The sequence below is a fragment of the Streptomyces venetus genome (assembly GCF_039540295.1).
Classification (GTDB): domain Bacteria; phylum Actinomycetota; class Actinomycetes; order Streptomycetales; family Streptomycetaceae; genus Streptomyces; species Streptomyces venetus.
On sequence record NZ_BAABET010000007.1, the window covers coordinates 508986 to 530881 of the forward strand.

General features: G+C 70.7%; 16 protein-coding genes and 1 pseudogene. 7 read left to right on the forward strand and 10 right to left on the reverse strand.

What is annotated here, in order from left to right:
• Entirely contained in the window at positions 1-1413 is a 1413-nt protein-coding gene (locus ABEA82_RS24960) for an RICIN domain-containing protein (protein WP_345663853.1), read from the forward strand.
• 7 nt (positions 1414-1420) lie between these two features.
• Here the strand turns inward: ABEA82_RS24960 and ABEA82_RS24965 are convergent, their stop codons facing one another.
• Positions 1421-3082: a rhamnogalacturonan lyase B N-terminal domain-containing protein gene (locus ABEA82_RS24965; protein ID WP_345663854.1), complete on the reverse strand. Its 1662-nt coding sequence runs from the start codon at positions 3080-3082 to the stop codon at positions 1421-1423.
• Between the two features lie 188 nt (positions 3083-3270).
• Here ABEA82_RS24965 and ABEA82_RS24970 point away from each other — a divergent pair, with 188 nt between their 5' ends.
• The 3 genes from ABEA82_RS24970 to ABEA82_RS24980 all read left to right on the forward strand — a co-directional run bounded on the left by ABEA82_RS24970 (position 3271) and on the right by ABEA82_RS24980 (position 7154).
• Entirely contained in the window at positions 3271-4314 is a 1044-nt protein-coding gene (locus tag ABEA82_RS24970; RefSeq protein WP_345663855.1) for a rhamnogalacturonan acetylesterase, read from the forward strand.
• A gap of 146 nt (positions 4315-4460) precedes the next feature.
• Positions 4461-6143 carry a DUF2264 domain-containing protein gene (locus ABEA82_RS24975; protein ID WP_345663856.1) on the forward strand — a complete coding sequence of 561 codons (1683 nt, stop codon included), beginning with the start codon at positions 4461-4463 and terminating at the stop codon, positions 6141-6143.
• A 183-nt stretch (positions 6144-6326) separates the two neighbouring features.
• Positions 6327-7154, forward strand: a complete 828-nt coding sequence (locus ABEA82_RS24980; RefSeq protein ID WP_345663857.1) for an isocitrate lyase/PEP mutase family protein — start codon at positions 6327-6329, stop codon at positions 7152-7154.
• On the opposite strand, the gene ABEA82_RS24985 is transcribed toward ABEA82_RS24980, so the two are convergent.
• The 5 genes from ABEA82_RS24985 to ABEA82_RS25005 are packed head-to-tail and all read right to left on the reverse strand — an operon-like array spanning position 7151 to position 14094.
• Positions 7151-8863 (reverse strand): PQQ-dependent sugar dehydrogenase, encoded by a 1713-nt coding sequence (locus ABEA82_RS24985; RefSeq protein ID WP_345663858.1) that lies wholly within the window; start codon positions 8861-8863, stop codon positions 7151-7153. The two genes, ABEA82_RS24980 and ABEA82_RS24985, sit on opposite strands and share 4 nt — an antisense overlap.
• A gap of 13 nt (positions 8864-8876) precedes the next feature.
• Positions 8877-10271, reverse strand: a complete 1395-nt coding sequence (locus tag ABEA82_RS24990; protein ID WP_345663859.1) for a glycoside hydrolase family 27 protein — start codon at positions 10269-10271, stop codon at positions 8877-8879.
• Positions 10268-12094 (reverse strand): discoidin domain-containing protein, encoded by a 1827-nt coding sequence (locus tag ABEA82_RS24995; RefSeq protein ID WP_345663860.1) that lies wholly within the window; start codon positions 12092-12094, stop codon positions 10268-10270. Before ABEA82_RS24995 ends, ABEA82_RS24990 begins: the two co-directional genes overlap by 4 nt.
• A gap of 13 nt (positions 12095-12107) precedes the next feature.
• On the reverse strand, positions 12108-12896 hold the full coding sequence (locus ABEA82_RS25000) for a polysaccharide lyase family protein (protein ID WP_345663861.1): 789 nt from the start codon (positions 12894-12896) through the stop codon (positions 12108-12110).
• Positions 12897-12900: 4 nt separating this feature from the next.
• Positions 12901-14094 (reverse strand): glycoside hydrolase family 88/105 protein, encoded by a 1194-nt coding sequence (locus ABEA82_RS25005; RefSeq protein WP_345663862.1) that lies wholly within the window; start codon positions 14092-14094, stop codon positions 12901-12903.
• 454 nt (positions 14095-14548) lie between these two features.
• On the opposite strand from ABEA82_RS25005, the gene ABEA82_RS25010 reads away from it, so the two are divergent.
• On the forward strand, positions 14549-15244 hold the full coding sequence (locus ABEA82_RS25010; protein WP_425588550.1) for a glycoside hydrolase family 75 protein: 696 nt from the start codon (positions 14549-14551) through the stop codon (positions 15242-15244).
• A 34-nt stretch (positions 15245-15278) separates the two neighbouring features.
• Here the strand turns inward: ABEA82_RS25010 and ABEA82_RS25015 are convergent.
• From ABEA82_RS25015 to ABEA82_RS25030, 4 genes and pseudogenes are all read right to left on the reverse strand, one after another.
• A pseudogene (locus ABEA82_RS25015) lies at positions 15279-15410 on the reverse strand (aminoglycoside phosphotransferase family protein); the annotation flags it as partial.
• Positions 15403-15993 carry a TetR/AcrR family transcriptional regulator gene (locus tag ABEA82_RS25020; protein WP_345663863.1) on the reverse strand — a complete coding sequence of 197 codons (591 nt, stop codon included), beginning with the start codon at positions 15991-15993 and terminating at the stop codon, positions 15403-15405. The pseudogene ABEA82_RS25015 and the gene ABEA82_RS25020, both read right to left, overlap by 8 nt.
• 183 nt (positions 15994-16176) lie before the next feature.
• Positions 16177-17502 carry a jacalin-like lectin gene (locus ABEA82_RS25025; RefSeq protein WP_345663864.1) on the reverse strand — a complete coding sequence of 442 codons (1326 nt, stop codon included), beginning with the start codon at positions 17500-17502 and terminating at the stop codon, positions 16177-16179.
• Positions 17503-17655: 153 nt separating this feature from the next.
• Positions 17656-18423 carry a hypothetical protein gene (locus tag ABEA82_RS25030; protein ID WP_345663865.1) on the reverse strand — a complete coding sequence of 256 codons (768 nt, stop codon included), beginning with the start codon at positions 18421-18423 and terminating at the stop codon, positions 17656-17658.
• A gap of 264 nt (positions 18424-18687) precedes the next feature.
• On the opposite strand from ABEA82_RS25030, the gene ABEA82_RS25035 reads away from it, so the two are divergent.
• Both ABEA82_RS25035 and ABEA82_RS25040 read left to right on the forward strand, forming a co-directional pair.
• Positions 18688-19989, forward strand: a complete 1302-nt coding sequence (locus ABEA82_RS25035) for an MFS transporter (protein ID WP_345663866.1) — start codon at positions 18688-18690, stop codon at positions 19987-19989.
• A 76-nt stretch (positions 19990-20065) separates the two neighbouring features.
• Complete coding sequence (locus ABEA82_RS25040) at positions 20066-21799, forward strand: sensor histidine kinase (protein ID WP_345663867.1); 1734 nt, start codon at positions 20066-20068, stop codon at positions 21797-21799.
• Positions 21800-21896: the final 97 nt, after the last annotated feature.

A 21896-nucleotide genomic window follows, 5' to 3' on the forward strand; every position in this document is an offset into this window, starting at 1 on the left:
ATGAGACGCGCCCACGCGATCCTCCTCGCCCTGTGCATGGGGCTGTTCGGCGCCCTCGCCACCGCCGGACCCGCCCAGGCCGCGCCCCAGACCGTCACCAACGGCACCCAGTTCACGGACACCTCGGGCAGCCCCGTCCACGCGCACGGCGGCGGAGTCCTCAAGGTCGGCTCGTACTACTACTGGTTCGGCGAGCACCGCAACGCCGACAACACCTTCCGGTACGTCGACGCCTACCGCTCGACCGACCTGAAGAACTGGGAGTTCCGCAACCACGTCCTGACCGAGGCCGGCGACCCGGAGCTCGCAGCCGCCAACATCGAGCGGCCCAAGGTCATGTACAACGCGTCCACCCGCAAGTTCGTGATGTGGATGCACAAGGAGAACGGCACCGACTACAGCGAGGCCCGCGCCGCCGTCGCCGTCTCCGACACCGTCGACGGCGACTACACCTGGAAGGGCAGCTTCCGACCGCTCGGCCAGCACATGTCCCGGGACATCACGGTCTTCGTCGACACCGACGGCGCCGGGTACATGATCTCCGCCGCCCGCGAGAACTACGACCTCCAGATCTACCGCCTCACCGCCGACTACACCGGCATCGCGAGCCTGGTCGCCAACCCCTGGCCCGGCGGCCACCGTGAGGCACCGGCCCTGTTCAAGCGCAACGGCGTGTACTTCATGCTGACCTCGGGCGCCACCGGCTGGAACCCCAACCAGCAGCAGTACGCCACCGCCACCAGCCTCGCCGGCCCCTGGTCCGCGATGAAGAACGTCGGCGACTCCACGGCCTACGGCTCGCAGACCGCGTTCGTCCTGCCCGTACAGGGCACCTCGGGCACCTCGTACCTCTACCTGGGCGACCGCTGGGGCAACTCCTTCGGCGGGACCGTCAACGACTCCCGGTACGTGTGGCTGCCGCTGACGTTCTCCAACTCGACCACGATGTCCCTGTCCTGGTCGCCGGAGGTCACCGTCGACACGGCCGCCGGGACCGTCTCCGGCACCAGTGCCACGTACAACACCCTGATCGCCCGTCACTCCTCCAAGTGCGCGGACGTGACGAGCCAGTCGCTCTGGGCCGGTGCCCAGCTCAAGCAGTACGACTGCAACGGCGGCACCAATCAGAAGTACTGGTTCAAGTCGGTAGGCGGGGGCTACTACCAGCTGATGGTCCGCAACAGCTCCCTGTGCGTCCAGGAGAACGCGAGCACGGTCACGCAGGAGAACTGCAACGCCTCCGCGACGAGCCAGCAGTGGTCGCTGACCACCACCGGCTCGTACGTGAACGTCAAGGCGCGTGCCACCGGCGAGTGCCTGGACGTGAACGGCGCGTCCACCGCCAACTCCGCCGCGCTGATCACGTACACGTGCAACGGAGGGACCAACCAGCAGTGGACGCACGGTACCTGACCGGAACTCAGGCGAGCAGGTCGATCGCGTCGATCGCCGTGCCCGCGCTGAGGTAGCCGGTCGTCCCCGACCCGCTCACCACGTCGATCCTGAGCACGTTGTACTGACTCGCGTCCGTCTTCCACGCGGACGCCGGGACGCTGTACGTGAACGTGTGGTTGTTGCCCCGGTACGAACCGTTGGTCAGCGACCGGGTGTTCGGCTGGGTGGGCGGGGAGGGGATCGCGGACGTCCAGCTGTCGTTGACGGTGACCTGGGGGCGGCCGTTCGCGTACGCCGTCGTCACCCCGATGCGCAGGGTGTGCGCGGCGGCGGCCTGGGCCGCGGTCAGCTTGAAGTACACGAGGATGCCGCTGTTGACGTCCTTCCAGAGGTAGCAGGGGAACGCCGCCGTCTCGCCGTTGCCGACGACGACGTTCCCCGTCCAGGACGCGGCCCGCGCGTCGGACGGATGCGCGTACGTCATCAGCTCCGCGTTCTTGAACCCGCCCGGTGTGCCGTCCCAGTCGCCGATCCGCCAGATCACGCCCGCCTCGGACGGGTCGTTGGAGGCCGGGACGGCGATCGTGTTCAGCGTGGTCGTCCCGCCCGCCGTCACGCTCACCGACGTGGTGTACACCGCCAGCTCGCCCTTGAAGACGGTCAGCGTGTACGTGCCCGGCAGCACCCCGGGGATCGAGAAGTAACCGTCCGAGGAGCGCGCCGAACCCCAGTACTGCGCCGCCGCGTTGGCCAGCCCCACCGTGTACGGGTACGCCGAGTTCCGCCCGGAGATGCCTACCCCCGCCACCTTGCCCCGGCCGCTCGCCGGCACGTACCCGGAGATGCCCAGTCCGTCGGCCCACGGGGTGGTGAGCGTGCCCGGGAACAGCGCCGAGGAGGGCGCCCCGCCGTCCGTGAAGGCGATGACGTACGGACCCTGGAGGCCGAAGCGCTGGTCCTCGGTCTGGTTCTGCCCGTAGTAGAGGATCTCGTACAGGCCGCCGCCGTCCGCGCTCTGGTGACGCAGCAGGGAGCGGTAGAACGGGCCGCCGGAGGCCTTCTCGTGGTTGCTGCGCATGACCCACAGGCCGACGCCGCCGGAGGACCAGCCGACGTAGTCGTAGTCCATGACACGCCGTCTGGCGTAGTGCTTCGAGCGGGTCTGCCCGTCGGCCTTCCGGAACACGTCCGAGGCCTCGATGGTGGTCGGCGCGTACGTGTAGGAGTCGGGCTCGTCGTTCAGGAACGCGCCCTTCTTCACGCGCACGATGTACCGGGTCGCCGAGACGGACGCGTCGGCCTTGTTCGTCCACAGGTAGACGTTGTTCTCGCCGCTGCGGGCCGCGTAGTAGTGCTTCAGCGTGCCGTGCGTGACGGAGACGAGGATCGTCGAACCGGACTGCCTGATGCCGACGGTGGAGGCGCCGAGGCCGGACTCGATGTGCGAGTTCATGCCGCCGTAGCCCTGGTACTCCGTGCCCCGGTACACCAGGGAGGTCAGGTCACCGGTGGACTTGCTGACCTTGAAGACCAGTTGGGCGCCGGTGTCGACGACGTAGTTCGAGCCGTCGTCGGACCAGCCGAAGGCGGCGGCGTGCGCCGTGCCGGTGAGGGCGGCGCCGGCGGCGGCGGTGGCACCGAGGACGAAGGTGCGGCGGCCGACCGGTCTGTGCGCGGATCCGGACATGGGGGTGTCTCCCTCAGGAGGTGGGGGCTGTGGGTGTGAGCGAGAGTGACAGTTGAATCGATTTCGCGAAAGGGCTTTCACGCTCCTGGCGAAGCTCTCCTGTGAAATCGAGCGATAGGCTAGAAAGCGCTTGCCGCACGCGGTACGGTCCAGCGCCAGGCCTTGTCACCGTGACGGAGGAGCCGCGAGTGAGACGTTTCAACATCGCCGTGCTGGCGGCTGTGACGCTGAGCACCGCCTTGTCCGCCGTACCCGCCCACGCGGGTGAGACGCACGGCGGGCCGGGCCTCGCGCACTGCGCCGCCGACACGTGCCACTTCGACGTCCCCCCTGGCACGTACGACGTGCGGGTCACCCTCGGCGGGGAGGCCGCCTCCAGCACGAGCGTCAGCGGCGAGACCCGCCGCTCCCTGCTCCCCGAGACGGCCGCCCCGGCCGGCGAACGGTTTACCCGCAGCTTCACCGTGAACGTCCGCACCCCCGAGGGCGAACCCACCGGCCCCGACGGCACCCCCGGCCTCGACCTGCGGATCGGCGGATCCGCGCCCGCCCTGGCCGGCATCCGCGTCACCCCGGCCCGGCACACCCGCCAGATCTTCCTGGTAGGCGACTCCACTGTCTGCGACCAGCCCGGCGACCCGTACTCCGGCTGGGGCCAGCAACTGCCCCAGTACCTGCGCGAGGGCGTGTCCGTCGCCAACTACGCCGATTCCGGCGAGAGTACGGTCTCGTATCTGGGGAACCCGAAGCTGTGGGCCACCGTACGGCCCCTGATCCGCCCCGGCGACCTGGTCCTCGTCCAGCTCGCCCACAACGACAAGACCACGGACGAGACCACCTACCGGGCCAACCTGGAGACCCTGGTGGCGGGAGTCCGGGAGCGGGGCGGACAGCCGGTCCTTGTCACTCCCATCGTGCGACGCTGGTTCAACCCCGACGGCACGCTGAACAACGGAACCGCGCTCCTGGTCAACGGACTGGGCGTCGACCACCCGGCGGTGACGCGCGCCGTCGCCGCCGCGCGGGGCGTCCCGCTCATCGACCTCACGGCGAAGACGAAGGCACTCGTCGAATCCCTGGGCGTCGAGGGTTCCAAGGCGCTGTACCTCTACAACGAGGCGCGGGACAACACGCACACCTCCGTGCGCGGTGCGACGGCCTACGCGGCCCTGGTCCGCGACGAACTCGTCACCCTGCATCTGGTGCCGAAGGGCAAGGTGCGGGTGAGATGAACCCCTGGGGCGCCCCGACCGGAACCGGGGCGCTCCAGGTCTCACCCACCCGTGTGGCTGTTTCCGACCGCACCGAGCGCACCGACCGCACCGAGCGTTCCGAAGGTTCCGAGCGTTCCGAGCGCCCTGAGCACGAAAGAGAACCGATGCGACTGCCGCCCGCCGACCGCACGCCCAGCCCCGTCACCGGCTACACCCGCGCCCACTGGGAGGCGGCGGCCGACGCCCTGCTCGCCGCCGTCGAGCCGTACGCGACGCCGGACCGCGCGCTGTACCACCTGCCCGGCGACCGCAGCAGCTGGTCGGGCCGGCTCTCCGACGGCCTGGAGGGCTACGCCCGCACCCTGCTGCTGGCCGCCTTCCGTCGTGACGAGAAGGCCCTGGAGCGCTACGCCGACGGCCTCGCCGCCGGCGTCTCGGGTGTCTGGCCCCGCATCGAGGACCGCAGCCAGCCGTTGGTGGAGGCGGCGTCGATCGCCCTCGCCCTGCGGCTGACGCGGGAGCTGCTGTGGGACCGGCTGGACGACGGCGTACGCCGGCGGGCGGCCGCCTGGCTCGGCGACGCCCTCACCGCCGAACCCTGGCCGTGCAACTGGGAGCTGTTCCCCGTCACCGTGGGCGGCTTCCTCGCCGAGGTCGGCCACGAGCCGGAGGCCTCCCGCGCGGCCGTCGACCGGGGCCTGGAACGCATCGAGCGGTGGTACGTGGGCGACGGCTGGTACACCGACGGCGACGGCCGCAAGTTCGACTACTACAACGGCTGGGCGATGCACCTCTACCCGGTGCTGCACGCCTGGCTGGAGAGCGACGAACGCCTGCTGGACCTGTACGGGGGCCGCCTGTCGCGCCATCTCTCCGACTACGCCCGCCTGTTCGGCGGCGACGGCGCCCCCATGCACCAGGGGCGTTCCCTGACCTACCGCTTCGCGACGACGGCCCCGCTGTGGCTGGGCGCCCTGACGGGCCGTACACCCCTGTCTCCGGGCGAGACCCGGCGCCTCGCCTCCGGGGCCCTGCGCTACTTCCTCGACCGGGGCGCGGTCGACGACCGGGGCCTGCTGTCCCTGGGCTGGCACGGCCCCGACGAGTCCGTCCTCCAGGGCTACTCGGGCCCGGCCTCCCCGTACTGGGCGAGCAAGGGCTTCCTCGGACTGCTCCTGCCGGCCGACCACGAGGTGTGGACCGCGACGGAGGAACCCGCCCCGGCCGAGCGCACGGACGCCGTCACCCCCGTCGGCCCGCCCAACTGGCTGCTCCAGTCGACCCGTTCCGACGGCGTGGTCCGCCTGCACAACCACGGCAGTGAGGACGTCCGCTACGACCCGTACTACACACGCCTGGCCTACTCGACCGTGACGGCTCCGGCGTCCTCGTACGACAACAGCGTGTTCGTCGGCGACGACCCGAGCCGCACGGGCATCGAACCGCTGGGCACCGGCGAGGGCTGGGCGGCCTCACGGCACACGGCGGGCGGCGGAGCACGGGTGACGAGCGTGGTGCTGGCGCGGGGAGCGGCGGAGGTGCGGGCGCACTGGGTGTCGGGGGCCGAGCCGGGCACGCCGGTGCGGGTGACCGGCTGGCCGGCGGCGGAGGGCGTCCGGGCGGAACTCCTGCCCGCGATCGGCCTGGACACCGCCCTCACCGGCGTCACCGGCGAGGACACCACCCTCTTCGTCGCCCTGGCCCGGCTGACGGCGGAGGAGGATCCCGTCCCGCTGCCGGACACCGTCGTCGTCAGCGGTTCCGCAGACGGGGAGCTGACGGTCCGCTGGGACGAGGGGCCCGAAGTGCGGGTCCGGCTCGACGGGTCCGGCGTGGATGTCGCCTGAGTCACCTTCCCCCACCATGACCTCCTGCGCCACGCGGACGACCCCCGCCTGGCGCCCGCCGCCGCGATGTTGAGCCGGCTGCTGCCGAGGGGGGCTCCGGGGCACGCTCGAGAGGTCGGGGTGAGGCGCGCTGACGGACGTACTTCGGCCGGGGCCGAAGCGACCCGGACCTAGCGTGGGCCCATGACCGCACACCCGAAGCAGCCGCAGCCCGCGCAGCCCGCACAGCCTGCGGAGACCACCGCCTCCTTCGCCGACCTCCACCGTTCCGAGGAGCCCCTCCTGCTGCCCAACGCCTGGGACTGCGCGTCGGCGCGGATGCTGGCGGCTCAGGGGTACCGGGCGATCGCCACGACCAGCCTGGGCGTCGCCGCCGTCGCGGGCCTGCCGGACGCGGTGGCGGCGACCCGTGAGGAGACACTCCGGCTGGCTTTCGCCCTCGGGTCCGAGCCGTTCCTGCTGTCCGTCGACGCCGAGGAGGGCTTCAGCGAGGATCCGGACGAGGTGGCGGAGTTCGCGCGGGAGCTGTACGCCGTCGGGGTCGCCGGGATCAACCTGGAGGACGGCTGCGGGCCCGTCGACCGGCTGGCGGCGAAGATCACCGCGGTCAAGAGCGCCGCTCCGGGCCTGTTCGTCAACGCCCGCACGGACACCCACTGGCTCCGCGAAGGTGACCTCACGGACACCCTCGCCCGCCTCGACGCCTACCGGCAGGCGGGCGCGGACGGGGCGTTCGTCCCCGGCCTCACCGACCTGCGGCAGATCACCGCCCTGGTGCGCCGCCTGGACGTCCCCCTCAACGTCCTCCACTCGCCCGGCGGCCCCTCCGTCGCCGACCTCGCCGCGGCCGGCGTACGCCGCGTCAGCGTCGGCTCCCTGCTGTACCGACGGGCACTGGGCGCGGCCCTGGAGACGATGGCGGACATCAGCGCGGGCCGGACGCCGAGCGGTGCGGCACCGTCGTACGGGGAGGTGGCGGGGCTTGCGACCGGCGGGGGCACCGTGCCTTAGCTGATGGTGACCCGGAAGATCTTGTCCGAGCCGTCCGCCTCACCTCCGTTGTTGTCGCTGTTGGTGGTCGACAGCCACAGCTGGTCGGCGCCCGGCACCTTGGTGACCGTCCGCAGGCGGCCGTAGGTGCCGACGTAGTACGCCGAGGGGGTGCCGACGCTCTCGTTGTCGCCGTTGATCGGTATCCGCCACAGGCGTTCACCGCGCAGGGACGCCATGTAGACGACGTTGCGGACGATGGCGATGCCGCTGGGCGAGGCCTCGGAGACGTTCCAGGTGGCCTTGGGGTTGGTCATCCCCGAGACGCCGCAGGTGCCCTCGCAGGTCGGCCAGCCGTAGTTGGCGCCCGGCTTGATCAGGTTCAACTCGTCCTTGGAGCTGTTGCCGAACTCCGCCTCCCACAACCGGCCGTTGCGGTCGAACGCGAGACCCTGCGGGTTGCGGTGGCCGAGGCTGTAGACGTAGTTCCCGAACGGGTTGCCGGGGGCCGCCTTCCCGTCCGTCGTCATGCGCAGGATCTTGCCGTTCAGGGAGTTCTTGTCCTGGGCCAGGTCGGGTGTCTGGGCCTCGCCGGTGGAGACGTAGAGGTAGCCGTCGGGGCCGAAGGCGAGGCGGCCGCCGTTGTGGTAGCGGTTCTTCTTGATGCCCTGGAGCAGCACCGTGTAGTCGCCGAGCTTCGTGCCGTCGTACGTCATCCGGACCACGCGGTTGCCCTCGGAGGCGGTGTGCATGAGGTAGACGTAGTGGTTGGTCGCCCACTTCGGGTCGACGGCGACGCCGAGGAGCCCGCCCTCGCCGTTGGTGGTGACGGCGTTGGGGACGCTCCCCACCTGGGTCTTCGCTCCGGCCTTGGTGACCTTCCAGACGCGGAAGTCGTCCCGCTCGGTGACCAGGGCGGACTGTCCGTCGGGCAGCCAGGCGGTGCCCCACGGGATCGTCCAGCCCGTCGACAGGGTGGAGACGGACGACGGGACACCGCCGTCGGTGGCGCACGCCTTGGTGGTGAAGTTCACCGTGTTGCTCTGCGGGGAGACGTTGCCCGCCGCGTCGCGTGCGACGACGTTCAGGGTGTACGGGCTGTCGCAGGCGAGCCCGGTGAGGGTGGTCGACGTGCCGCTGGTGACCGTCTTGTAGACGGTGGTGTCGCTGCGCACGTCGTACCCGGCGACCGCTCGGTCGTCGGTGGAGGCGCCCCAGGTCAGGTCGACGGCGTTCGAGGTGATGCCGGCCGCGGACAGCGGGCCGGGTCTGCTGGGGGGTGTCGTGTCGGAGCTGGGCTTGGTCGTGCAGTCGACGACCGGGCTGGCGGAGGAGGTGTTGCCGGCCGCGTCCCGGGCGATGACGGTGAGGTTGTACGTCGTGTCGGGCGTGAGGCCCGTCAACGCCTTGGAGACCGAACTCCCGGACGCCTCACCGATCTTGTTGCCGTGCTCGTAGATGTCGTACGCCGTCACCCCCACGTTGTCCGTGGCGGCGCCCCAGGCGAGGGTCAGACGGTTCTCACCGATGTCCGAACAGCTGGGCTGACCTGGGCGGGTGGGCGCCTGGGTGTCGGCGACGGCGCCCTGGGAGATGGCGGCGTCCTCGGCCTGGTAGTCGGTGGCCGCCCGGGCGCCGGCCCCGGTGAGGCCGACGAGCGGCACGGCGAGGGCCAGGGGGAGGCCCCACGCCACGGTTCTGGACGCCACAGTTCTGGTGGGTCGCTTCATGAATGGATTCCCCTCAGCCCGTGTACCGGGTGAAGTCCGCCTTCTGGGAGTCGACCAGCTTCACGCGGATCAGCCGGGTCTCGCCGGGCCGCAGGGTCGCGCTGTAGGAGTCGGCGATCACACCCTTGTGGGAGCCGGACCACAGGTCGGTGACGTCACCGGAGCCGGTGAAGCCGACCTTCGACCAGTCCACGGAGACCGTGGTGTTGCCGGACGTACCGGTGTTGAACAGGGCCACCACGTACTGTCCGTCGCTCTCCTTCTTGCTCCAGACCTGCTTGACCCCGCTGCTCACGATCCGCTTGGCGGCGACGCCGTCCTGGTTGACCCCGATGAGCCGGTCGTTGGTCAGCATCGCCTTGTCGACCGGGTCGAGATCGGTCAGGTCGGTGCCGAGCAGCAGCGGCGAGGCCGCCATCGCCCAGAGGGTGAAGTGGGACCGGCGCTGGTCGGCGGTGAGGCCCACCCGGTCGCCGTTGCCGACCTCCAGGGAGTCGAGGTCGTTCCAGCCGCCCGGACCGGCGTGCGGCTGCCAGGAGGCCGCCGAGTTGAAGCGGGAGGAGATGTGCGACCAGTCGGTGAGCGGGTAGCCGCTGCCGTTGGCGCCGGGACCGCAATAGCACTCCACGTCGCCCTGCGTGCGCCAGCTGTTCGCGTGTTTGCGCCAGGTGGCGGCGTCCGCGATGGCGAGGTTGTTGGACAGCGCGTAGTTGATGGGCCGTCCGGTGGCGCGCAGCGCCTTGTCCCAGGCCTGGACGTCGGGGATGTCGTGGCTGCCCACTCCGTCGATCTTGAGGTAGTCGACTCCCCAGGAGGCGAACTGCCGCGCCCAGGAGTTCACGAACTCCTGCGCGCCCGGCTTCTGGTAGTCGATGTAGTACATGTTCTTGCAGTTGTAGTTCTTCTCCGTCTTCGACGTGTCCGCGATGTCCTTCGCGTGGTACGAGGTCCCCTCGATCGGCGTGTTCCTGGTGACGGCGTTCTTGGCGATGCCGGGCGTCACGTAGAAGCCGAACTTCAGGCCCTTGGAGTGGATGTAGTCGGCCAGCGCCTTGATGCCGCCGGGGAACTTGGCCGTGTCCACGGACCAGCGGCCGTAGGAGTCGACGACGAAGCCGTTGTCGTCGCACTTCTGCCAGAAGTCGTCGAGGTTGACGTAGACGAAGCCGTGGTTCTTGAGGCCGCTGGAGACCAGCGCGTCGGCCTGGGCCTTGATCTTCGCCTCGGTCGGCCAGCGGCGTGTGAAGCTCCAGCTGCTCCAGCCCATGGCGGGCCGGATGGACTGGCCGTTGTCGGAGGCGGCCGCCGGGCGGGCGGTGGCCAGCAGTGGGACCGCCGAGGCGATCAGCGGTCCGACCAGGGCCACGACCAGTGATCTGACGCGGGTGACGCGGGTGATGCCTGTCATGACTGTCCCCTCTTCGCGGGAGTCGCGTACGAGGTGCCGATCCACGCCTCGTCGATCCTCAGCCGCTGGTAGCGGGTCGTGTCGGTGGACGCGGCCCAGGTGGAGTCGACCTGGAGGCGGACGTAGCGGGCGTTCGCGGCGGTCAGGTCGATGCCCTGCATGCCGCGGCGGCTCGGCAGCTGGCCGGTCTTCACCGGGCTGCCCCAGGTCGAGCCGTCGGCGCTCAGATACACCTTGTAGTCCTTGATCCGCGCCGACTGCTCGGTGTCCGAGCGGGCGTAGGCGACGGAGTCCTCGCGCTGGTTGAGCCCGAGGTACTGGACCTTCTTCGAGCTGCCGAGGTCGAAGGTGAGGTTGACCGGGAGGGTCTTGTTGTTGTCCCAGTAGGTGCGGTAGTCGCCGTCACCGGCGGCTGAGCCCGCGTGAGAGGTCGCCGAGGCGCTCGCGCTCACCTTGACTCCGGAGAGGATCCCCTGGCGGCCGGCCGTCGTGACCTTGAACACCGTGTCGTACGGGTCCCAGTTCCCGAGCCCGGTGAGGGTGAGGACGCCGCCCGACTGCGACCACGAAACAGCGGCGCCCGTGCGGAGGTTGGTGACCGAGGCGACGCGGTAGCCGTTGTCGCGGACGCGCAGGGTGCTGGTGCTGGGCGGGGTCAGGACGTGGATGTACTGACGGTCGGGGTTGCTCCTGCTGATCGTGGTCACGCCGTGCGCGCCGTCGTTCCAGAAGCCCGGCTTGAGACCGCCGTACATGTAACCGCCGCCCTCGGTGCCGTGCAGGGACTCCCAGATGGGGTCGAGGTAGGAGTTCGCGAAGTTGTTGAAGTCGGCCTGGTTCGCCGGGAACTTGCCGTTGACCTGGGCGGTCTCGGCCATCAGTGCCTTCACGGACGAGCCGGCGTTGGTGACGAGGCGGCCGAGGGTGAGCATCTTGTCGACGGCCGGGTCGGTGCCGCCGTACCACCAGGAACCCGTGGCGGGCAGCTTGAAGTCGGCCTCGGTGAGGCGGGGCTGGGCCGTGTAGACCGCCTGCGGGTAGTCGTACGCCGGCGTCATTCCGGTCTTCTGCTCATTGCTGATCATGTCCATGATCGGCGTGTCTTCGTTGTTGTTGCTGATCGTGTAGTTCGGGCGCTTCTGGTAGACCTGCGCGTAGAGGTTGTTGCTCTCCCAGTACGCGTTGTCGTTGTCGATCCAGAAGCCGCCGAGGTCGGGGTAGCGGTCCATGACCTCGAAGAAGTTGTCGTAGCTGAACTGCCCGAAGCCGTTCCGGGTGGTCAGGTCGACGTCCTTGCCCTTGTACGAGGAGTACGCCGCCGAGTCGAGCCACTCATGGCCGCCCTCGGCGTGCCACTGCGGGTCGTCGGTCATGTAGAGGATGACCTTCAGCCCCTTGGACTTCGCGGCGGTGACCAGCTCGCCGAGGAAGTCCCGCTCGGTGGAGCAGGAGCCGGGGATCTTCGACGGCCAGGCGCGGGCGTAGCCGAGGCGGCTGTGGAAGGAGGCGAGGACGATGTACTGCGTGTGCAGCTTCTGGGCCTCCTTCACCCAGTAGTCGGCTTTCCAGCCGCCGTTCGTGACGTCGTTCTCCCAGTCGGTGCAACTGGTGTGGGCGGGCGCGGTGCGCAGGCCCCAGTGCAGGAAGAGGCCGCCGACGGAGTCGCGCAGGAACTCCTGGCGGGGGTTCTCCAGGTCGAGCGGCTTCGCCGGCGCGGCGGCGGGAGCGGCGGGAGCGGCGGGTTGGGTGAGCCCGAGGATCACGGCGAAGGCGAGGAGAACGATCGCCGCGACCCGGTGCCCGGGAACGCTGGGGTGTCTCATGGGGCGTCGCTCCTCATCCGAGCTGGTAGCCGCGGAGCTTGGTGAGCAGGAGGTAGGTGTTCTGAAGCGATCCGGAGGTGTCGCCGAGGGAGCGGTAGATGCCCCACTTCGGGCGCACGCGGTCGGCGAGGAAGGTGTCGACGCCGGTCTTCGACGCGTCGATGACGGTCGAGCCGCCGCTCTTGAGGATCCAGCGGACCGAACCCGCCGACCCGTTGCCGACCTTGATCTGGAAGTCGACGTCTGTCCATGTGTCGTGCAGGGGATCCAGGTCGGTGCGGCCGATGAGGATGTCGTCGATGGCGAGCTTCAGCTCGATCGTCTGCTTGCCGTTGACCCGGCGCAGGGACTGCACGACGATCGGCGAGGTGCCGCTGCCCGGCTGCTTCATCTGCATGATGTGCGTGAAGGTGGTGGTCGCCTTCAGTGAGCTCGGGATGTACATGGAGTACGTGACCCGCCAGGTCTGGCCCTGGGTCCACTTGAGGTAGCTGCTGCCGCTGGTGCGCAGTCCGGTGACCTCCTGCCGCTGCCGGTCGGTCGACGTGTCGCGGTCGACCGTGTGCATGGTGAAGCGCCAGTTGTCGCCGGTGGCGTAGATGTGCGGCTGTCCGGCGGTGTGCGAGTCGGCGCGGTCGTCCTCGATCGTCTCGAAGGCGCCCAGGCCGTCCTCGCTCGCGGACGGCGCCCACTTCTGCTGCCAGGAGGCGGCGTGCGCCGTGGTCGCGGCCGGAAGACCGACCGCTGCTCCCGCCGCGCCGCCGAGGGCGGCACCCAGCAGCCTCCTTCTGGATGTGCTCATGACACTAATCACCTCGCAGCTGTTCGTTCATGATCAGGAAGGCGCCCAGCCCGTGGAAGTCGTTGGTGGCCCGGGTGCGGGCGATGTAGTACGCGTAGTCGCCGACGTTCGTGCCCTCGGAGATGTCGGCGAGTCGGGTGCGGCCGTCCGTGCCGACCGAGAGCTTCGCCAGGACGCCCTGGTAGCCGCGGCGGGCGACAGCCGTGTAGTGCGGGTCGAGGTAGCCCCGTCGGGCGCCGCGGTCGAGGGCGTAGGTGAACATGCTGGAGCAGGACGTCTCGGTCCAGTTGCCGCTGCTGCCGCCCTTGTCGATCACCTGGAACCAGCGCCCGGTGGCCGGGTCCTGGTACTTCTCCAGACCCGCCGCCAACTTCCGGAAGATCTTCAGGAGTCGGGCCCGGCGGGGGTGGTCGGCGGGGATCGCGTCGAGCACATTGGTGATCGCCATGGAGTACCAGCCGACCGCCCGGCACCAGTGCTCGGGGGCGAGCCCGGTCCGCGGGTCCGCCCAGCTCACGCTCTTCGACTCGTCGTAGGCGTGCTTCAGCAGGCCGCCGGCGACCTGTAGGTGGCTGCCGTAGAGGGAGAGCTGCTTGGCCGCCTCGTCGTCGGCGTACGCCCGGTCGCCGAACTCCTTGCCGTACTCGACGAGGAACGGGTTCACCATGTAGACGCCGTCCGCCCAGAGTTGGTTGGCTCGGCTGGCGGTGTCGGCGTGCCAGAAGCCGCCGTCGGAGGTGCGCGGAAAGGTGTCCAGGCGGTCACGGATCTTCTTCGCCGCCTTGCGGTAGCGGTCGTCGCCCGTCTCGTGGTGCAGGATCACCAGCAGGCGGCCGGCCTGCATGCTGTCCAGGCTGTTGAAGGGCTGGTCCATGGAGCCGTCGCTCTTCACGAAGCGGTCGACGTACTCCTTGATGTAGGTGAGGTAGCGGGCTTCGTGCGTGCGCCGGTAGGTGAGGTACTGGCCGTAGAGGTAGAGGCCCACCGGGTAGGACCAGTTGCCGATGGTGCTCGGGGTGTAGCGGGTCATGGTGGAGTCGACGAGGGCCACGGACCAGTCGGGGGCGGCGGCCGGGCGGCTCGCCGGCCGCGCGCCCGCGGCGACGGCCGGGGACGGGCCGGCCGCCGGCGGAGCGGCCAGGGTGACGGCGGCCAGGGCGACGGTCGTCAGCGCCGTGGACATGCGTCGGCGTGTCATCTTCCTCCCTTTCGAATGAGGCCTTGCGGTGGGGGCCTGTACGGCAGAAGGCATGGCGTGCCGGACCCTTTCATCCGATGTCTGGCGAACGGGAGCCTCCGTCTACGCGGTTGGCGTCGTGGTCTTGCTCATGGAGGCGACCTGCTTTCCGGGAGGTGGGGGGCATGGAAAGTCCAGGACAGCGCGGCGTTCACATGGGTGTACTGAGTTCAGCGACTCGTTCGACAGCGCCATTCAGAGTTGCGGCACGAGGCCACGGGGTCAATGGTCCGGACCGAAGACATCGGATGCATTTCCGGCCAATCTCCGGCCGATCCCGCACCGATGACCACAGCGCCCGGCCTGTGAACGGAAGTCGCGACCGACCGCCGCCCGAGGGATTGACGCGACCATGCCGAGAGGGCACCTTGGGTGCCGCAAGGTAAGGAAACTTTCCTAACAGAAGGGTCCCACCGTGCGTATGCGACCACTGACCCTCGTCGTGACCTGCTCGGCCGCCCTGCTCACCGCCGGAGTGCTCCCCGCGGCCGCCACCGGCGCCCCCTCACCGACATCCGCACAGGAGGGCACGGTCAGCGCGGCCGACCTGCTCGCCAAGGTGACGGGCTGCTCGCAGCTCTCCAACGGCAAGTACCGGACGGACGAGGAGACTTCGGCCACGATCCCCGTGTGCGGCAAGAACGGCGCGGTGTTCTGGAAGGCCGACATGGACATCGACTGCGACGGCCAACGCACCTCGAAGTGCAACGAGGACACCGACCCCTGGTACCAGGACGACACGGCGTTCCACCAGTCCGACGGCAAGCCGCTGAAGGCCGATTCACTGCCGTACGTCGTGGTGCCCAGTTCCAGCGGCATCTGGAACTACTCCGGCGCCGGTATCAAGGGCGGCGGCGTGGTCGCCGTGATCTACGACAACAAGGTCGAGTACGCCGTGGTCGGCGACACCGGCCCCACGAAGATCATCGGCGAGGCCTCGTACGCCACCGCGAAGGCACTCGGCATCGACCCGGACCCGGAGTCCGGCGGAACCGACTCCGGGGTGACCTACATCCTGTTCAAGAACTCCCAGGTCTCCCCCCTCGAGAACCACAACGCGGCGGTCACCCTCGGCGACCGCCTCGCGCGCCAGTTCCTGCGGGACAACTGACCGCCGGAGCCCGGGAGGACGTGTTGGATGAAGGCACGGCCCACGCGTGCCCGTTCCCGGCGAGCTTCCAGATCTGGCCCAGGGCGCCCCGGGTCACCGGCGTCATGGTCCAGGGGCCGGGGCCGAGCGCATAGACCTCCGCTGTCCGGTCCGCCGTGTCACGCATGAGTCGTCCTCTTCTCGCGGGGCCAGTTCTGAAGCAGTACGTGCAGGGCGTCGATCGCCCGGTCCCAGGACGCCTGTACGTCACGGGGTGCGCCGAAGGCGCCGGTGGACTCCAGGGCGCAGTAGCCGTGGAAGGTGCTGCGCAGCAGTCGTACGGCGTCGGTGAGGTCGGGTTCCTCCAGGCCGTAGGCGCGCAGCATGCCGTAGGTGACGTCGGCCGTGCGGCGCATCGCGGGGGAGTCGGTGACGAGCGCCTGGTCCACGGGGAGCTGGGTCGCCGCGTACCGCCCGGGGTGCTCCAGGGCGTAGGCCCGATAGGCCCCGGCGAAGGCGGCCAGGGTTTCCTTGCCGGCCTCCCGTCCTTCGACGGCCGCCGCGATCCTGTCGATCATCTCGCCGCCCGCGAGGAGGGCCAGGCGGGTGCGCAGGTCCTGGAGGTTCCTGACGTGCGAGTAGAGACTCGCGTCCTTCACCCCGAAGCGGCGTGCCAGGGCGGACAGGGTGACATGCTCAAAACCGGCCTCGTCGGCGAGGTCGGCTGCGGCGGCGACGAGGCGGTCGGGGGAGAGGCCGGCTCTGGGCATGGGGGCTGGGGGTCACCTCTCGGACGGGGTCATGCCGCCTGCGAGGCAGAGGACGGGCCCCCGAGCGGAGGCCCACAGGCGCGCCGTGTGATCGTAGACCGCCCGCCGCCGCTTCCGGCCACCCTGTGAGCAGCTCCGCTTCGAAGCCCTCCTCGACGTCGGGTTCCTCCCGTCGTACGAGCCTCAGCGGATCGGCGCGTACACCACCCCCAGCTTGTCGATCTCGTCGCCGGCGCGGCCCGTGAACCCGGCGATCTGCCGGCCGGCCGGGGCCGTGAAGGTCTTCGCGTCGGAGGTGGCCGTACCGGTGGACAGCGTGCGCCCCTTGTCGGTGGTGAACGTCGCCGAGAACAGCCGGGTGCGGCCGTCCTTCTGGCCCTGTGTCAGCTTGACCGAGGTCAGGTGCTCGCCCGTCGCCAGGGTGAGGGACGCCGCCGTGCCTCCCGTGCCGCCGTGGGTCAGGACCGTGCCGCCGTCGTGGGTCAGGGAGACCGCGTCCAGCCGGGCGCCGCCGCGCAGGGTCAGGGTGCGGGGAGCCGGGGCCGACGGCAGGTCGTCGGCGTCGTTGAAGGCCGTGCCGTGCGGGCCGCCGAAGAAGTCGCTCGCCCGCAGCGAGGAGTCGAGGGTGTAGGAGAAGTCGACCGTGTGCGGGAAGTGGTCGGACAGGTTGCCGCCCGCGGAGTCCAGGAAGGACGCCCAGTCGTCGTGGTACCGCGTCGCGTTCAGCTTCACCAGCGTGCTGCCCCGGTAGAGGATCTTGTCCACGACCTCGCAGTCGTCCGTGGGGGCCGTGGTGGGGCAGACGAGAGGGGCACTGCCCTGGGCCGGGGGCGTTCCGCCCCTCACCCGCTGGACCCACGCGTCGGTGAGGCCGTTCTCGCTCAGCAGCGTGCGGATGTTGTCACCGGTCCGCGTGTACCGCGTGTTCGTGTCGCCCATGACGATGACCGCGTTGCCCGCGGAGTTCGCCTGGATGAAGTCGGAGAGCTGCTCGACGTTGGCCCGGCGGGCGGCGAGCGCGTCGTCGGTGTCGTCGGCGTTCGTGTGCACGTTGTAGAGGTCCACGAAGACGCCCTCGGCCAGCCGTACCCGGGCCAGCGAGAAGCCCTTCGGGGTGAGGCAGTTGGTGCCGGTGCAGGTGTTCCACTTCACCCGCTGGAAGTCCTCGAAGGGATGGTCCGAGAGGGTGTTGAGGCCGTCCCCGAAGGGGACGCCGCCGCTGGTCGCGGTGCGGTGGGCGTGGTCGTCGCCCGCGTACAGGGCGGCGTGGTAGTTGAAGTCCTCCTGCACGTTGACGATGTCGTACGCCCCGAGGCGCGGGGAGATCAGCGGGGTGTTCTTCTCCGGATGGCCGGAGCTCAGGCCCTCGGGCAGGCCCGCGACGTTGTAGGTGAGGACGCTGAGGGAGCCGGAGTCCGCCGTGGCGGCGGGTGCGGCGGCGGTGGCGGTGGCGGCGAGGCCCGTGCAGGCCAGGGCGGTGGCCACGAGGGTGCCGATCAGTCTCTTCATGGGGGGTGTCTTCCGGTCGGGGGGGCGAACGGACGGAAAGTTGAACGGTGCTCAGGTTCGGGCCAACGCCGTTGAGACGCAAGGGGGTTCGGGCGAACAGTGGGAGACGCCCCGGCGTCAGGGGCGTCGGTGGCGATCAGGGCGTGATGGGTGTCAGGGGTGACGCAGCAGGTTCAGGTCCGTGCCCCAGGAGGCGAGGACCTCGTGGTGCCCGGCCGCCCGTGCCGCCTCCTCGATGCCGGCGAAGAGCGCGCGCTGGGTGTGCGGGTCCCCGTCGGCCAGCAGGCGGCGCACGACGGGCAGCAGCCGCTCCGCGTCCCACCGCCTCTCGCCCAGCGGGTTCCGCTCCAGCTCCCACTGGAGGTACTTGTTGTACGGCCGGACGCGGCGGTGCAGCGCGAAGAGCACCTCCAGGGCGTACGGGACGGACTCGGCGGCGTCCAGGTGGCCCATGGCGGGGCGGCCGTCGCGGTAGCTCTTCAGGGAGCGGTAGGTCTGGTTGACGTAGGCGTCGAGCCAGCCGTCGACGGCGGCCCGGGCCTCCTCGGCGCCCAGCGTCCGCTTCTCGTCGAGGATCCGGGCGACGGTCCCGTCGAGGCGGTCGAGCAGCAGCTCGGCGTGGACGTAGGAGTACCGCGCGAAGCTGTCGGGGCGGCCGGGCATGCCGCGGGTGCGGAACTCCGCCAGCGTGATCACCACGAGGTCGAGGTGGGCCGAGCGGAAGCGGTCCAGCTCGGTGAGGGCGGCGGGGGTCTCGTCCCTGAGGATGACGTGCAGGTCGTAGTCGGAGTGGACGGTCGGCATGCCCGCGTGGACACGGGAGCCGCTGAGGACCAGCCCGGCGACGCCGGGGTCCGCGGCCGCCCGAGCGGTGAAGGCGGCCAGGGTGTCCTCGGGGGTGTCGCCCAGGACGATGTGCATGGTGATCTCTCCCTGCGGAAACGTCACGGAAAGCGGGTTCGTTTCGCGTCTGCGGCACGCCCGGGGCGCCGCGGGAGAGATCACCTCACCCGCGTGAAGCTACCGTCTCCGCGCGCCCGCCGGTAGCGCTTTTCCCGCGCACCGCACGGCAGTTGCCGGCCTGCCCCGGCCGACACGTCCGCTCGCCACGGGGAGTCGTAAAGTTGCCGGGAAACCGGGAAGCGGGGGAGGGCGCATGGCGGATCGCCGGACGGCGAGGACGGTATGACGCACGAGGCGGCGCGGCGCGAGGACGGCACCGGCGGCGGCACCCCGGCGGACGCGGCCGACGACGGCTTACGCGGCACCCGACCGCTCTGGCGGCAACGGGACTTCGGGATCTTCTGGGCCGCGCAGACGCTCTCCGTGCTCGGCGACTCCTTCGCGCTGATCGCCCTGCCCCTGCTGGTCCTGGAGGCCACGGGCTCGGTCGCGCGGATGGGGCTGCTGACGGCGGTGGGCGGCGCGGCGTCGGTCGTGGCGGCGGTGTTCGCCGGGGCGGTGGTGGACCGGGTGGACCGGCGCCGGCTGCTCATCGTGTGCGACCTGGTGCGCATGGGCCTGTACGGGGCGATCCCGTTGGTGTGGCTGTTCGGCCCGCAGCTCTGGCTGCTCTACGTGGTGCTGCCGCTGTGCGAGGCCGTGGGCATGCTGTTCGCGGTGGGCTACGTGACCGTCGTGCGCGGCCTGGTCGGCACCGAGCGGCTCACCGAGGCCAACGGGCGGCTCGGCGCCACCGCCGCGGCGGCGGGCGTCCTCGGGCCGCTGTGCGCGGGGCTGGTCGCCGCCTGGTCCGGCCCGGCCGCGGCCGTGGGCGTCGACGCGGCCAGCTTCGGGGTGTCGGCCACGTGCCTGCTCTTCGTACGGCTCCGGACGCGTACGGCGGGCGCCGAGCGGACGGGCGAGCGCCAGGGACTCCGGCAGGACCTGCGCACCGGCGTCGCCTTCCTCCGCGGCCATCCGGTGCTGCGCTCGCTGACCGTCCTGCTGTTCGTGTTCAGCTTCCTCACGCTCGGCCTGAACGACCTGGTCATCTACCACCTCAAGCACGACCTCGGCCACGACGACGGCACGGTCGGCACCGTCATGGCGTTCGGCGCGCTGGGCACCATCACCGGTGCGCTGCTGGTGGCCCGGATCCGCCGCCGGCTCGGCTTCGGGCCGACGTGGACCGGGGCGGTCGCGGTGTGCGGACTGGCCTTCGCCGGTCTCGGCTGGGCCCGTGACGTGCCGGTCGTCGCCGCCCTGAGCGCCGCCTTCCTGGCCTGCGTCGGCGTGGCGGGCACCTGTTCGATGTCACTGCGCCAGGAGGTCACCCCGGAACATCTCCTCGGCCGGGTCACCTCCGCCTTCTGGACCCTGCACTACGCGGCCGCCCCCGTCGGCGCGGCCCTCCTCACCTGGGCCGCCGAGGAACAGGGCACGGCCCCGGTCGCCCTGGCCGCCGGAGCGACCTGTGTCCTGCTCGCCGTGACCGCCCTGTTCACCCCGATCCGCGGGTCCGGCCGCGGCCGGAAACCGGTCTGACCAGGCCACCGCGCACTATCGTGAGGCAGAGGAGGCGCCCACCCGGTGCGTCCGCGGGAACCGGTCGGAGGAGACGATGAGCGGGGAACGGCCCGGGCGGTCCGAGCAGCACCTGCCCAAGCTGCGGCTGGACGAGCTGCTGGACGAACTCCAGGCGCGGATCGACGCGGCGCGGGGCGCCCAGGGCCGGGTGCACAGCCTGCTGGAGGCGGTGCTGTCGGTCGGCCGGGAGCTGGATCTCGCCCAGGTCCTGCGGCGTATCGTCGAGGCGGCCGTGGTGCTCGTGGACGCCGAGTACGGGGCCCTGGGCGTCATCGGCGACGACCGGATGCTCTCCGAGTTCCACACCGTCGGCGTCAGCGAGGAGCAGCGGGCCCGGATCGGGGACCTGCCCAGCGGGCACGGCATCCTGGGCGAGCTGATCCGGCACCCGGAGCCGCTGCGCCTGGCGGAGATCTCCGAGCACTCCGCCTCGTACGGCTTCCCGTCCCACCACCCGCCGATGCACTCGTTCCTGGGCGTGCCCATCCGGGCGCGCGACCGGGTGTTCGGCAACCTCTACCTCACCGAGAAACGCGGCGCGGCGGAGTTCGACGCCGAGGACGAGTCGGTGCTGTCCACCCTCGCGGTGGCGGCGGGCGTGGCGATCGAGAACGCCCGCATGTACGAGGAGACGCGGCTGCGTGAGCGGTGGCTGGAGGCGAGTTCCGAGGTCACGCGCGCCCTGCTGTCGGGTGCTCCGGGTACCGACGTCCTGGAACTGATCGTGGAGCGGGCGCGGCAGATCACCGACGCGGACGCCGGGATGATCGCCGAGCGGGTGCCGGAGGAGAACGCGCTGCGGCCGCTGCTCGCCGTCGGAGAGGGCGCGGAGCGGCGCAGTGGCCTGGTGATGTCCGGGCAGGACGGGTTCGTCAACGCCGTGCTGACGACGGCGGAGCCGGTGGTGAGCACCGACGTCCGCGAGGACCCGCGGACCAGCCGGGACGCCCCGCAGTGGGCCGGGCTCGGGCCTGTCGTGGGAGTGCCGCTGGAGGCCGGCGGCAAGGCCGGCGGGGTGTTGCTGCTGGGGCGCGCGGCGGGCCGTACGCCGTTCACCGACTCCGACACGCGCCCCCTGCTGGGGTTCGCCGGGCAGGCGGCGCTGGCGCTGGAGCTGGCCGAACGGCGCCGGGACGCCGAGCAGATCGCGCTGCTGCGGGACCGTGACCGGATCGCGCGCGACCTGCACGACCTGGCCATCCAGCGACTGTTCGCGGCGGGGATGACGCTGCAGAGCACCCAGCGTTTCGTCGAGCATCCGGAGGGCGTGAAGCGGCTCTCGCGGACCGTGGACGACCTGGACGAGACCATCAAGATCATCCGTTCCACGATCTTCGGACTGCGGATGCAGGGCGGCCGCACGGGGGAGGGCGGCGGCCTGCGCGCCCGGGTGTCGGACACGGTCACGGCGGCCACCTCGTCCCTGGGATTCGCTCCCGCGGTACGGATCGAGGGCCTGGTCGACACGGACGTGCCGGGCGAGGTCGCCGACCACGCGCTCGCGGTGCTCGGCGAGGCGCTGAGCAACACGGCCCGGCACGCCGGGGCGCGCTCCGTCGACGTGTACCTGCGGTACGCGCAGGGCGAGTTGACACTGACCGTGACCGATGACGGACGCGGAATCCCGGCGGGCGCCGCGCGCAGCGGGCTGAAGAACATGGAGGAACGGGCCGTGGCCCTCGGCGGTGACCTCCAGCTCGGTGAGCGCCCGGAGGGCGGCGGCACGCGGGTGGTGTGGCGGGTGCCGGTGCGGTCGGGGAAGGGGTGAGGGTTGCCCTTTCCGGCGGTTGGGACTCAGCGGGCTGGGCGCTGAGGTTGTCCGCGTGTGGGCGGTGGCTTGGACGCGGGGTTGTGTGCTGAGCGGA